The following is a 13,512-nucleotide window of genomic DNA, read 5'->3' as shown; positions in this document are numbered from 1 at the left end:
TGCCCAATCGTAGCCCGGATGAGGCGTTAGCCGACATCCGGGACCCTTCCCCGGTAGCGCTTACGCTTACCGGGGCTACCGGCCGAATGCCCAACCATATCCGGGGAAATACGCTTAACTCAGGTCAACGTTTTTACTGGCGAACAGCCAGGTGAGGACAAAACCGCATAAATACGAAACCGCCAGACCGCCGGCGTACACCGCCATCCCGGCATAAATTCCGCTACCGGAGGTCATCAGCGGCAGCGCCACCAGCCCGGACGGGCCGAACACCGTGTTCAGGCCCACCGGCAGCCCCAGCCAGGCAATCAGGCCCACGAAGAAGCCGCCGCAGGCGCCGCCGATACAGGCGGTGATAAACGGTTTCATACGCGGCAGGGTCACGCCGTAAATCAGCGGTTCGCCAATACCGAGGAAGCCCGGAATAATCGCCCCTTTGATTTGGGTTCGCAGCAGCGAATCGCGCTTCGCGCGCCAGAACAGCGCCAGCGCTGCACCCACCTGCCCAGCCCCGGCCATCGCCAGGATAGGAAACAGCGAGTTAAAGCCCTGCGCATCCACCAGCGCAAAATAGACCGGCACAAACCCCTGATGCACGCCGAACATCACCGCCAGCAGGAACAGCCCGGCCAGCACCGCCGAGCCAAACGGATTGCCGTTAAGATGCAGGAACAGCCACGACATACCGGTAAACAGCCAGCCGCCAATCGGCATAATCACCGTAAAGGTCACCGCGCCCATAATCAGCAGCGTCACCGCCGAGGTAAGGATCATATCGAGGTTAGCGGGCATTATCCGCCGCACCTGACGCTCCACCCACGCGCCAAGAATCGAGGCGATTAGCACGCCGATAATATTGCCGCGCGGGTCGATACTATGGCCGAAGAAGGCCGAAATTCCGGCGTAGAATCCGTTGGTCGCTTCCGGGTTGTAGCCCAGCACGAACAGCGAGGCGATAATCGCGCCGTTCACGCCCGAACCGCCGAAGGCTTTCTGAGCGTTATAGCCAATCAGGATACTCAGGAAGGTAAACATCCCTTTGCTGAATACCTTCATATAACCAATCAGCGCCACCAGACTGGCGTTAGGATGCGCGTTCTCCAGCACGAAGATTTGTTCCGCCAGCGTGGCGAAGCCTAACAACAGCCCGACGGCGATAAAGCCGGGGATCAGAGGCGTAAAAATAGTGGCGAACTTCGCGAGAAACTTCTGTACACCGCTGGTCTGCTTACTCTTTAACGCCTGCTTTTTCTCCGCTGCCACATCCGCCAGCGAGGCGGCTGCCTGCGGCGCCGCTTCCATCAGGCCGTTCATCATTTCCGCGGCGGTCTGCGCCTTGCCGGGCCCTAATACCACCTGGAACTGTTCATCGCTGACGATAACCCCCATCACGCCGTCAATCTGGCGAATGGCGGCGCTATCGGCCAGGCTTTCATCGCGCAGGGTCAAGCGCAGGCGCGTCATGCAGTTACCCGCCTGCGCCACGTTTGCGGCCCCGCCGACGTGAGCCAGGATCCGCGCTATCATCTCTTTAGTTATTTTTGCCATTGCCTGTTACCTGTCTGTCGGCGCTCAGGTGTTGCTTAGCGCCTTGCGGATATAACCGTTGTTTTTCGCCAGCAGCGACTGCGCTTCTGCAGCACTTAAGTCAGCCAACACCATCACAATCGCCGTCTTACAGTGGCGGCCACAGGCATCCAGCGCATTCTGCGCGGTGGCGCGATCGCAGTCGGTCGCTTCCATCACGATAGACACCTGGCGCTCAATCAGCTTGGCGTTGGTCGCTTCGACATCCACCATCAGGTTGCTGTAGACCTTGCCGATGCGGATCATCGCCCCGGTGGAGATCATATTCAGCACCAGCTTCTGCGCGGTGCCGGCTTTCAGGCGGGTCGATCCGGTAACCACTTCCGGGCCGACCACCGGGGTAATCGCCACGTCCGCCAGCTGCGCCATTTCACCGTGCGGGTTACAGCTGACGATAGCGACAAACGCATTCTGGCTATGGGCGTATTCCATCGCACCAATGACGTACGGCGTACGCCCGCTGGCCGCCAGCCCCACCAGCACATCACGGTTGCTGAAGTTAAGGTTCTGCAGGTCCATCGCCCCTTGCGCTTTATTGTCTTCCACGTTTTCCACGGCGCTCAGAATCGCTTTATGTCCGCCGGCGATAATCCCCACCACCTGCTCCGGACGGGTGCCAAAGGTCGGCGGGCATTCGCTGGCGTCCAGAATACCCAAACGCCCCGACGTGCCGGCGCCGATGTAAATCAGCCGTCCCCCGGCCCGCAGCGCCGCCGCCACTTTATCCACGACTTCCGCTATCTGCGGCAAGTAAGGCGTTATCGCCTGCGCCACTTGCTGATCTTCCTGGTTTATCACCGTCAGCATGTCGACAGTGGAGAGGGTGTCAATGTTGGCGCTGTTGGCGTTGCGTCGCTCGGTCAGCAGTTTGCTCAGGTCGATACTCATAAAAACCTCGTTATTCTCAGTTGCGCGCAGTATAAGGAATTTTTTATTCCATTCATGTGAAGAGTATCACGATTAATACGCTTGGGATAATAGGAGAATTGTAGGTATAGCCAGAGATATTGCGGTAATAAAGGTGGAATATTTTATTACCGCAATCTGGAGTTAACGCATGTGCCAGGAGTGATTAAGGTGCTATAACGCGTCCGAAGAGGAACATTAACTGGCGCCGCCGCCCAGCGATTGCCAGAGCGTAATGCGGTTATTGAGGTCGGTCTGCTGCAGCGACAGCAGCGTCGCCTTCGCCGACCACAGCGTCCGCTGGGCGGTCAGCACCGACAGATAGTCGCCGACCCCGGCCTGATAACTCTTCATCGCGATATCCAGCGACTTCTGCTCGGCGGCAACATACTGCTGCTGGGCATCGAGCTGTTCACTCAGCGTTTCCCGGCGCGCCAGCGCATCGGCAACGTCCTTAAAGGCGCTCTGAATGGATTTCTCGTAGGTGGCAATCAGCCCCTTTTTCTCAGCCTGCGCATAGCGTAGCTGCGCCAGATTACTGCCGCCGGTGAACAGCGGCAGGCTGATGGACGGGGCGAACGACCACACCTGCATGCCATGGCTAAACAGCGACGATAGCGAGTCGCTGCCGACCCCGGCGCTGGCGGTCAGCGAAATGGACGGGAAAAAGTTCGCTCGCGCCGCACCGATATCGGCATTAGCGCTCTTGAGATTATGTTCCGCCTCTTGAATATCCGGCCGGCGCAACAGTACCGATGATGATACCCCCGCCGGCACCAGCGCGATGCTGTTATCCCCCAGTCTCTCCAGCGTACCGGGCAGCAGGCTCTCCGGTACGGTTTCCCCCGCCAGTAGGTTAATGGCGTTTTTATCCTGCGCCACCAGCGTACGATAGCTGGCGACGCTGGCTCGCGCCTGCTGATAGACGCTTTCCGCCGAACTTAAATCACCGGCGGAGGCGGTGCCCACCGCCATCTGGCGAGCGACGATTTTACGCGAGTTCTCCGCGCTTTCCATCGTCTGCTGCGCCAGCGCCAGATTGCTATTATCCGTCGCCAGCGTCACCCAGGCGGTGGTCAAATCGGCAATCATCGTCAGTCGGGTATTTTGCGCGGTGAATTCGCTGGCAAGCCAGCTTTCTCGCGCCGCGCGCGACAGGCTCTGGTTCTTGCCGAACAAGTCCAGTTCGAAGCTCGAGACCGCGCCGTCAGCCTGCGAGGTAGAACTTAGGCCGCTGGCGATCGTTTTGCTGCGGGTATGGCTCAGCTCGGCATCGACGGTGGGAAACAACGATGCGCGCGTTTCGCCATACTGGGCGCGAGCGGCTTCAATATCGGCCAATGCCTTTTGCACATCGCGGTTGCTATTAAGCGCGATGCTGACCACTTTTTTTAACCGCGCATCATTGACCACTTTTTGCCAGTCGCCGACCACCGCCGTTGATTCGCCGTGCGCGCCGGGAAGGGTCGCCGGCACCGGCGCGGCCGGGCGCTCGTAGTGCGGGTCAAGAGAGACGCAGCCCGCGGTCAGGAGCGCGATAAACATTAAACTCAAACGAAACATAACTTACTCCTGAGAAGGACGTGGGCGAGTAAAGAGACGCTTCACCAGCACAAAGAACAGCGGGACGAAGAACACCGCCAGCAGCGTCGCCGTCAGGGTGCCGCCGATAATCCCGGTACCAATCGCCACGCGGCTGTTGGCCCCGGCGCCGGTAGCAATGGCCAGCGGCAGTACTCCGGCGATAAATGCCAGCGAGGTCATGACAATCGGGCGCAGACGGGTCTGCGCGGCGCGGATCGCCGCCCGCGAGAGCGAATAGCCCTCATCCACCGCGGATTCAGCGAATTCAACGATAAGGATGGCGTTCTTCGACGACAGGCCAATAGTCGTCAACAGCGCCACCTGGAAATAGACGTCGTTACTTAAGCCGCGCAGCGTGGCCGCCAGCGCCGCGCCAAGCAGGCCTAACGGGATGACCATGATCACCGAGAACGGCACCGACCAGCTTTCATACAGCGCCGCCAGGCACAGGAACACCACCAGAATCGAAATGGCGTACAGGCTCATCGCCTGGCCGCTGGCCAGTTTTTCCTGTAGCGAAATACCGCTCCATGCCCAGGTGGAACCCGCCGGCAGGCTATTGGCCAGTTTTTCCATTTTGTCCATTGCCGCACCTGAGCTGAAGCCCGCGGCGTTTTCCCCCTGGATCTCAAAGGCGGCCGAGCCGTTGTAACGTACCAGGCTTTCCGGGCCGTATTCCCAATGGGTGGTGGCGAACGCGGTGAACGGCGTCATGCTGTTATCGCTGCCGCGGACAAACCATTTACCAAGATCGGACGGCACGGCGCGCGCGTCGCTCTCGCCCTGGATGTAGACCTTTTTCACCCGGCCGCGATCGATAAAGTCGTTGACGTACGTGCCGCCCCAGGCGCTGGAGAGCGTATCGGTCACGTCGCTGAGCGACAGCCCCAGCGAGACGGCTTTATTGTTATCGATATCCACCTGCAGCTGTGGCATTTGTGGCAGATCGTTGGCGCGAACCGACTGCAGTTCGCCGCTCTGATTGGCTGCGGCCAGCAGTTGGCTGCGCAGCTTCATCAGGCTATCGCGATCGGTACCCCCGCTGGCCATCAACTCGAAAGTGAAGCCGTTACTTTGCCCAAGGCCGTCCACCGATGGCGGCGTCATGGCGAACAGGGTGGCGTCGCGGATCGCGCCCAGCTCTTTGTTGGCGCGCAGCGCAATGGCTTGCGCGGTATTTTCGTCGCCTTTGCGCTGCGACCAGTTTTTCAATGAGACGAAGGCCATTCCGGCGTTCTGACCGCTGCCGCTGAAACTGAAGCCGTCGACGGTGAAGATAACCTCGGTATTGGCTTTCTCTTTGGTGAGGAACCAGTCGGTCACCTGACGGCGCACCTCGGCGGTACGCACCGCCGTCGCCCCGGCAGGCAAGGTGTACTGGACCATGATTTCGCCCTGATCCTCCACCGGCAGAAAGCTGCCCGGCAGTTTCCACATCGCCAACGCCATCGCCCCGCAAATCAAGGCGTAAGCGCCCATCATCACCGCGCCGCGGCGTAAGCCGCCGAGTACGCGACGCTGGTAGCCATCTTCCGTACGCCCCCACAGGCGATTAAAGGCGCCGAAGAAACCTTTGTCATGAGGTTTGGAGTGGCTTAGCAGCGCGCCGCACAGCGCCGGAGTGAGGGTTAACGCTACGACCACCGACAGCATCATCGCCGAGATAATCGTCACCGAGAACTGGCGATAGATTACCCCGGTCGAACCGCCGAAAAAGGCCATTGGCAGGAATACCGCCGACAGCACCAGGGCGATCGCCACCAGCGCGCCGGAGATTTCGCCCATCGATTTTTCGGTGGCTTCGCGGGCGGGCAGCGCTTCGTCGCGCATAATCCGTTCGACGTTTTCCACCACCACAATGGCATCATCCACCAGCAGGCCGATCGCCAGCACCATGGCAAACAGCGTCAGGGTATTAATGGAGTAGCCGAACAGCGCCAGCACCCCAAAGGTGCCAAGTAACACGACCGGTACCGCTACCGCCGGAATGAGCGTCGCGCGGAAGTTCTGCAGGAACAGATACATTACGCAGACCACGAGGATAATCGCCTCAAACAGGGTCTGAATGACGTCCTCGACCGAGATTTTGATGAACTCGGTGCTGTCTTTCGGGTAGGCGATATCGTAGCCCTGCGGCATCTGACGCTGGAATTCAGCGATTTTGCTTTTCACCAGCGTCGCGGTATCCAGCGCGTTGGCGCCGGGCGCCATCATCACCGCAATCCCGGCGGCGGGGTGGCCGTTCAGATTAGCGGTAGCGGTGTAATCCTCGCTGCCCATCTCCACCCGCGCAACATCGCTCAGGCGCACCACCGACCCGTCTGACTGGCTCTTCACGATGATCGCTTTGAACTGGTCAGGCGTTTGCAGCCGCGACTGCGCGCGCACGGTAGCAGTCAATTGCTGGGCATTGGACGACGGTAGCGCGCCGATTTTACCCGCGGAGACCTGCACGTTCTGCGCCTCAATCGCCGACTGTACGTCGGAAGGCATCAACGAGTAAGAGGCGAGTTTGGTCGGATCCATCCAGATGCGCATCGCGTATTCGGCGCCGAATACCTGCAGGCTGCCGACACCCTCCACGCGCGCCAGCGGGTCCTGCATATTGCTGACCAGCCAGTCGGAGATATCAGAACTGGTGGCGCGGTTGGTTTTGTCATACACCGCGAGGATTAACAGGAAGCTGCTTTGCGATTTTTCTACCGTTACGCCAGATTGCTGTACTTCACTCGGCAGACGCGATTCCGCCTGCTGCACTTTGTTTTGCACCTGTACCTGAGCGGTATCCGGATCGGTTCCCTGCTCAAAGGTGACGGTAATACTTACCGTACCATCCGAACTGCTGGTGGAGGTGAAATAAAGTAAGTTATCCAGCCCGGTGAGTTGCTGCTCGATAACCTGGGTGACGCTGTTTTCCAGGGTTTCTGCGGAAGCTCCAGTATAGGTCGCGGATATTTTTACTGCTGGCGGGGCGACGTCCGGATATTGTCCCACCGGCAGCGTGCGGATCGCCAGCGCCCCGGCAAGCATGATAAGGATAGCGATCACCCAGGCAAAGACCGGGCGACGCACGAAGAAACGGGAGAACATCAGGCATTGCCTCCGTTATTTTTGACGGCAACGGCCTTCACCGCTTGTCCGGGGGACACTTTACCGGTGCCTTCGACAATCAGCTTGTCGCCCGCTTTCAGACCGCTCAGCACCAGCCATTTATCGCCGTAGGTATCGCCGGTTTGCACGGTACGCTGCTCAACGTTGTTGTCGGCATCGACAACCAGCGCCGTGGCGTCGCCTTTGGCATCGCGGGTGATACCCTGCTGCGGCGCGAGGATCGCGTCGTTCATGATACCTTCATCGATACGCGCGCGGACAAACATTCCCGGCAGCAGGACGTGCTGCGGGTTGGGGAAGATGGCGCGCAGAGTCACCGAGCCTGTGGATTCATCGACGGCGACTTCGGTGAGCGCCAGACGCCCTTTTTCGGGATAGGTACTGCCATCCTCAAGGGTTAACGTCACGCTGAGGGTATCGCTGTTGCTGGCCAGGCTCTGCCTGCGTAAACGCAGGAGATCGACACTGGATCGCGTCAGATCGACATACATGGTGTCGAGGCCGCGGATCGTCGCCAGCGCGGTATCCTGGTCGGCAGAGACCAGCGCTCCCGGCGTAACCGAGGAGATGCCGATGCGCCCGGCAATCGGCGCGGTGACGGTGGTCCAGTTCAGGTTGATGCGCGCGCTCTCGAGCGCCGCTTTTTTCGACTCCACACTGGCCTTGTCCTGGGCGCAGGCGGAGGCAGCGTCGTCGGCATCCTGGCGAGAGACGCCGTTATCTCTGACCAACGACGCGTAGCGCTGGGCTTTCTGGCAATCAGAGACCACCAGCGCCTGCGCCTGCTTCAACGCGGCCGCCGCTTCGTTCCAGGTGGCGCGATAACTGGAGGGATCGATCTGGTAAAGGGCCTGCCCGGCCTTCACCATATCGCCTTCGGTAAACAGGCGCTTCTGAATGATACCGCCGACCTGCGGGCGCACTTCGGCGCTGAGCGAGGCGGTAGTGCGGCCAGTCAGTTGGCTGACCACCGGCACCGGCTGGGCTTGCAGCGTAACAATTCCCACCTCCGGCGTGGGTTGTTGCGGCGCAGTTGTCTGCGCATTATCGCATCCGCTCAGGAGAAATAATGCTGTCGCGATGGGGGCTATGATGTGTTTCATTTTATTTTCTCAAGATGTAAGACGTCCCCCCGTGAATTAAATCGCGAGGAAAAGAGGGGCGCGGTGACATTTCGTCTCAATGGAAATATCGCAATAGAGCTTAGATGCTCCTTAACACTATTATTATTGTGGGGATTCTCAGCCCGCCCTTTCGAAAGTCATGGAAAGGTTATTTCGCTTACTTTGAAGGTCAAAATTAAGACAAAAAATAATGGAGAAAATAAGAATATTTTGTGAAAGTCAGGAGAGGAAAATATAACGATAGCCTGTGCAACTGGAGAAACTTAATGGCTCTAATAATTACAAAAAGCATTAATCCCGACGATCAACAAGAATTGTTTGCCGGCCTACGGCAGTATAATCAGCAGTATCTCGACGCAGATCAGTTTGGCGATCTGGGCATTTACTCCCGCGATGAGCAAGCGGTGATGCGCGGCGGGCTTATCGCCAAACGCAAAGGCAACTGGCTGTGTATCGAATACCTGTGGGTGAGCGAAGCGACGCGCGGCAACGGTCTGGGCCGCGAGCTTATGCAGGAAGCGGAACGGCAGGCGCAGGCGTTGGGCTGCAGTCATCTCCTGGTCGATACCTTCAGCTTCCAGGCGCTGCCGTTTTATCAGAAATTAGGCTATCAATTGCAGATGTCGCTGCCCGATTTTCCGCACGCGGGTATGCAACGCCACTACTTGTCGAAAGCGCTATAACGATAACCGTGGATAAGGCGTGACTTTTGCGCCGGATGGCGGCTACGCCTTATCCGGCCTACAGTTCTTTGGTAGCCCGGACAAGGCGCAACGCGCCGCCTCCGGGAAAATCCCTGCGCCAGGAGAGCCATAAGACAGAAGCAGTATCAGCATCTGAATTAACACAACATCACGCCTTAACCGCCGACCCCGTGGCCCATTAACGCCAGCGCGTGGCTAACAATGGTCTGCCGGGTTACCGCCTGTAAGCGCGGGTCGCTATGGATGCGCGAGAACGGCACCAGCACCAGGCTAATCACCGTGGTAAACAGCAGTTCCGGCGCCAGCGCCGGGTTAATTTTCCCCTCCTGCTGCCAGCGGCGAACCGTCTCCAGCATCACCTGAAAACGCTCCTCGCCGAAGCGCGCATCCATGTGCTGGCGCAGCATCGACATCTCGCCGATGATCTCCTGCATCCACAGCGGCGCGAACCAGGCATTTTGCTCCGCCATGTCCGCCAGCGTCTCAACCATCATCGTCAACGCCGTTACCGGATCCTGCGGATGGTCGACGAAAATGCGGCTGATATCGTTGCGCAGCGGCATAAAGCGCTCTTCCAGCAAATTCTCAATCAGCGCTTCCCGCGACGTAAAATAGTAATTCAGCATCGCCGGCGTCACCCCGGCCTCTTTGGCAATGGCATTGAGCGACACGCGGGCCGCGCCGTGACGAGCAAACAGCGCCAGGGCGATATCTATCAACTGCTCGCGGTTAGCGGTTCCCGGTTTTTTACCGCGTGGCCGACCGGGGCGGCGCGGCGCTTCATTAGCTTTTTGTGCTGGCATATGTTGGCGATCTCTTGACCCGATTCATCATTTCCCTAAATATTAATTATGCATTTAATTAATTTCAAGCGAGTGATGCAATGACATCTGAAGTCGCAAACCAACCGGCGCCCTCAATCCGCCTGCTGTTCAGCGCCCTGCTGCTGGTGATGCTGCTGTCGGCGCTGGACCAGACCATTGTCTCCACCGCCTTGCCTACTATCGTTGGCGAGCTCGGCGGACTGGATAAACTCTCGTGGGTGGTTACCGCCTATATCCTCAGCTCGACCATCGTGGTGCCGCTGTACGGTAAATTCGGCGATCTGTTCGGGCGTAAAATCGTGCTGCAGGTGGCGATCGTGCTGTTTCTTGCCGGTTCCGCGCTCTGCGGGCTGGCGCAAAACATGACGCAATTGGTACTGATGCGCGCGCTACAGGGGCTCGGCGGCGGCGGCCTGATGGTGATCAGCATGGCGGCGGTCGCCGACGTTATCCCACCTGCCAACCGCGGACGCTATCAGGGACTGTTCGGCGGCGTCTTCGGCCTGGCGACGGTTATCGGCCCACTGATCGGCGGTTTCCTGGTACAGCACGCCTCATGGCGCTGGATTTTCTATATCAACCTACCGCTGGGCCTGTTCGCGTTGCTGGTCATCGGCGCGGTATTCCACAGTAGCAACAAACGTAGCCAGCATCAGATTGACTGGCTGGGGGCGATTTACCTCAGCATGGCGCTGTTATGCATCATCCTGTTTACCTCGGAAGGCGGCAGCGTCCATGCGTGGAATGACCCGCAGCTGTGGTGCATTCTGGCCTTCGGCATCGTGGGGATCATCGGCTTTATCTATGAAGAACGGATCGCCGCCGAGCCGATTATTCCGCTGTCGCTATTCCGCAACCGCAGCTTCCTGCTGTGTAGTCTGATTGGCTTTGTTATCGGCATGTCGCTGTTCGGTTCGGTCACTTTCCTGCCGCTCTATCTGCAGGTGGTGAAAGAGGCGACGCCAACCGAGGCCGGGTTACAGTTAATCCCGCTGATGGGCGGCCTGTTGCTGACCTCGATCATCAGCGGCCGGGTGATTAGCCACACCGGGAAATACCGGATTTTCCCGATTATCGGTACCCTGCTCGGCGTGACCGGCATGGTGCTGCTGACCCGCATCACCATACATTCGCCAATGTGGCAGTTATACCTGTTTACCGGCGTGCTCGGCGCGGGCCTGGGGCTGGTGATGCAGGTACTGGTGCTGGCGGTACAGAACGCGATGCCGGCGCAGATGTACGGCGTCGCCACTTCCGGTGTGACCCTGTTCCGCTCGATTGGCGGCTCCATCGGCGTGGCATTGTTCGGCGCGGTCTTTACCCATGTGCTGCAAAATAACCTGCAGAAACTGCTGCCGGAGGGCGCGGTGCTGCCGCCAGCCATGAACCCGGTGGCGGTACAGCATCTGCCAGCGGCGATCCGTCTCGATTATCTCGACGCCTTCGGCGCGGCGATCCATGCGGCATTCCTGATGGCGGCCTGCATTATGGCCGTCGCGTTTGTCCTTTCCTGGCTATTGAAGGAGGCGCCGCTGAAAACCGCGGCGCATTAAACGGCCCCGGCAATGCGTAGCAAGGACTGGCGCAGCGCCGGCGCGGCAAAATCGATAAATTTCCGCAGCTTAAGCGGAGCCAGCTCCCGCGCGGTATATAACAAATGAACCGGCGCGGGCTCCGGCTCGACGCTTTCCAGCAGCAGACGCAGTTCCCCGCAGCGCAGGCCATCCAGCGCCTGGTAGTGTAGCAAGCGGGCCACGCCAACGCCCAGCCGCGCGGCATCGGCGGCGCTCTCCGGCGTGGTGACGGCTAACACCGGCGGCAGATGAATGAGCTGGTCCTCGCGCTCAACGGCGCGAAAGCGCCAGCCGCGATAGGGCATCGGCGATTCAATACGGATGATCGGCAGCGCCGCCAGATCGCGCGGCCGCTGCGGTTCGCCGTATTTCGCCAACAGCGCGGGATGGGCGCAGGCGACAATGCGCATCGCGCCGAGCCGGGTCGCCACCATGCTGCTATCAGCCAGTTCGCCAATCCGTACCGCCAGATCGATATGGTCGTCGACCAGATCGGCATTACTGTCGCTAAGTAACAAACGTACGCGAATTTGCGGATAACGGGCAATAAATTCACTAATGACTGGCAGAACGTGCTGGCGACCAAACATCGTCGGCGCGGAGATCACCAGCTCGCCCTTCGGCTCCTGGTATTCACCCGTTGCCCGGCGTTCGGCGTTTTCCACCTCTTCGAGGATTCGCCGCGCGGCGGCGACATAATCGACGCCGGCATCGGTGAGGGTGAGTTTACGGGTGGTGCGCGTCAATAAACGGACTCCCAGCGCGCTCTCCAGCTCGCCGATATTACGGCTCACGGTAGTCAACGGCGTATTCAGCGCCCGCGCCGCCGCCGACATACTGCCCAGTTCAGTGACTTTCACCAGCAGCGCCATAGCGCTTAATCGGTCCATTATTCTCCCGCTTTTCGGAAAGATGATTACCAGATAAGCAGTATTATCATTTTTCACAGCACAGTCCATGATAGCCCCCTACCTTCAGGAGGCGTTATGGCAGCAACCTTTCTCGATATCGCTATCACCCCGGATGTCATGAATGTGCAACATGAAATGGGCAGCGACCAGCTGTGGCAAACGCCGCACAGCCGCCGTCAGGCGGATCGCTTCGGCGCGAGCGAAGAGGGGATGATCGCTACCCGCGACAGTTTTTATCTGGCGACGGTGTCGCAAAGCGGCTGGCCCTACATTCAGCATCGCGGCGGCCCGCCGGGTTTTCTGCGCCTGCTGGATGACACCACGCTGGCCATGGCCGATTTCGGCGGTAATCGCCAGTACATCACCACCGGCAACCTGCGCGGCAGCGACCGGGCCTGCCTCTTTTTGATGGATTACCCGCGCCGTGCCAGGCTGAAAATCTACGTCACCGTCGAGGTGCTGGCGGCGGAAGAGCAGCCTGAGCTGCTGGCATTAGTGACGCCGACAAACTATCGCGCCCGCATCGAACGCCTGTTTCGTTTTCATCTGCAGGCTTTTGACTGGAACTGCCCGCAGCACATTACGCCGCGCTACAGCGCACAGCAGGTCGCGGAATACAGCCAGAGCCTGCAAGAGCGTATTCATGAACTGGAGCAGGAGAATCAGCGCCTGCAGCAACAATTATCCCCAAAAGGAGAGTTTTGATGAGCGAACAACGTCCCCCGTTACCGCCGTTTACCCGCGACAGCGCCGTGCAGAAGGTGCGCGCCGCCGAAGATGGCTGGAACAGCCGCGATGCGCAAAAAGTCGCGCTGGCTTATACCGTGGATAGCGAATGGCGCAACCGCAGCGAATTTGTCCACGGACGGGGGCAAATCGTGGCGTTTCTGCAGCGAAAATGGCGTAAAGAGCTACAATACCGGCTGATTAAGGAGCTTTGGGCGTGGCAGGATAATCGCATCGCCGTACGCTTTGCCTACGAGTGGTGCGACGACAGCGGCAACTGGTTTCGTTCATACGGCAATGAAAACTGGCAGTTTGATGAGCACGGGCTAATGTCCACGCGCTACGCCTGCATCAACGATTTGCCGATCGCGGAAAGCGAGCGCCTGTTCCACTGGCCCCAGGGTCGCCGCCCTGACGATCATCCGGGGCTAAGCGAATTGGGACTGTAAACAGGCGCGCGA

Annotated in this window: 11 protein-coding genes; 4 read left to right on the top strand and 7 right to left on the bottom strand. The window is 59.1% G+C overall.

Features of this window, described 5'->3' with window-relative positions:
• Positions 1 to 114: 114 nt before the first annotated feature.
• The 5 genes from murP to eefA all read right to left on the bottom strand — a co-directional run bounded on the left by murP (position 115) and on the right by eefA (position 8,291).
• Entirely contained in the window at positions 115 to 1,548 is a 1,434-nt protein-coding gene (gene murP / locus ABLV07_RS24850) for a PTS N-acetylmuramic acid transporter subunit IIBC (protein ID WP_015703855.1), read from the bottom strand.
• 24 nt (positions 1,549 to 1,572) lie between these two features.
• Positions 1,573 to 2,475, bottom strand: coding sequence for an N-acetylmuramic acid 6-phosphate etherase (murQ, locus tag ABLV07_RS24845; RefSeq protein WP_015369100.1), 903 nt, complete (start codon positions 2,473 to 2,475; stop codon positions 1,573 to 1,575).
• Between the two features lie 216 nt (positions 2,476 to 2,691).
• On the bottom strand, positions 2,692 to 4,056 hold the full coding sequence (eefC, locus tag ABLV07_RS24840) for a multidrug efflux RND transporter outer membrane subunit EefC (RefSeq protein WP_348853490.1): 1,365 nt from the start codon (positions 4,054 to 4,056) through the stop codon (positions 2,692 to 2,694).
• Between the two features lie 3 nt (positions 4,057 to 4,059).
• Entirely contained in the window at positions 4,060 to 7,167 is a 3,108-nt protein-coding gene (eefB, locus tag ABLV07_RS24835) for a multidrug efflux RND transporter permease subunit EefB (protein WP_163374212.1), read from the bottom strand.
• Positions 7,167 to 8,291 (bottom strand): multidrug efflux RND transporter periplasmic adaptor subunit EefA, encoded by a 1,125-nt coding sequence (eefA, locus tag ABLV07_RS24830; protein ID WP_015703858.1) that lies wholly within the window; start codon positions 8,289 to 8,291, stop codon positions 7,167 to 7,169. Before eefA ends, eefB begins: the two co-directional genes overlap by 1 nt.
• A gap of 287 nt (positions 8,292 to 8,578) precedes the next feature.
• Between eefA and ABLV07_RS24825 the strand changes: the two genes are divergently transcribed.
• A complete protein-coding gene (locus ABLV07_RS24825; protein WP_045362954.1) occupies positions 8,579 to 8,995 on the top strand; it encodes a GNAT family N-acetyltransferase in 417 nt (138 codons plus the stop codon).
• Between the two features lie 176 nt (positions 8,996 to 9,171).
• Here the strand turns inward: ABLV07_RS24825 and ABLV07_RS24820 are convergent, their stop codons facing one another.
• Complete coding sequence (locus tag ABLV07_RS24820) at positions 9,172 to 9,819, bottom strand: TetR/AcrR family transcriptional regulator (protein ID WP_348853489.1); 648 nt, start codon at positions 9,817 to 9,819, stop codon at positions 9,172 to 9,174.
• 80 nt (positions 9,820 to 9,899) lie between these two features.
• On the opposite strand from ABLV07_RS24820, the gene ABLV07_RS24815 reads away from it, so the two are divergent.
• Positions 9,900 to 11,393, top strand: a complete 1,494-nt coding sequence (locus tag ABLV07_RS24815; protein WP_015369093.1) for an MDR family MFS transporter — start codon at positions 9,900 to 9,902, stop codon at positions 11,391 to 11,393.
• Here the strand turns inward: ABLV07_RS24815 and ABLV07_RS24810 are convergent.
• Positions 11,390 to 12,361: a LysR substrate-binding domain-containing protein gene (locus tag ABLV07_RS24810; protein WP_161798755.1), complete on the bottom strand. Its 972-nt coding sequence runs from the start codon at positions 12,359 to 12,361 to the stop codon at positions 11,390 to 11,392. The two genes, ABLV07_RS24815 and ABLV07_RS24810, sit on opposite strands and share 4 nt — an antisense overlap.
• Positions 12,362 to 12,400: 39 nt before the next feature.
• On the opposite strand from ABLV07_RS24810, the gene ABLV07_RS24805 reads away from it, so the two are divergent.
• Both ABLV07_RS24805 and ABLV07_RS24800 read left to right on the top strand, forming a co-directional pair.
• Positions 12,401 to 13,030, top strand: coding sequence for a pyridoxamine 5'-phosphate oxidase family protein (locus tag ABLV07_RS24805; RefSeq protein WP_234275997.1), 630 nt, complete (start codon positions 12,401 to 12,403; stop codon positions 13,028 to 13,030).
• Positions 13,030 to 13,500 (top strand): nuclear transport factor 2 family protein, encoded by a 471-nt coding sequence (locus ABLV07_RS24800; RefSeq protein WP_015369090.1) that lies wholly within the window; start codon positions 13,030 to 13,032, stop codon positions 13,498 to 13,500. Before ABLV07_RS24805 ends, ABLV07_RS24800 begins: the two co-directional genes overlap by 1 nt.
• The last annotated feature ends 12 nt before the right edge of the window (positions 13,501 to 13,512 follow it).

Origin of the sequence: Klebsiella sp. CN_Kp097 (assembly GCF_040064495.1) — a bacterium.
In the GTDB taxonomy this organism is placed as follows: Bacteria; Pseudomonadota; Gammaproteobacteria; order Enterobacterales; family Enterobacteriaceae; genus Klebsiella; species Klebsiella aerogenes.
The sequence above is the reverse complement of the archived record's forward strand: the minus strand, read 5'-3'. Positions and strand labels throughout refer to the sequence as shown.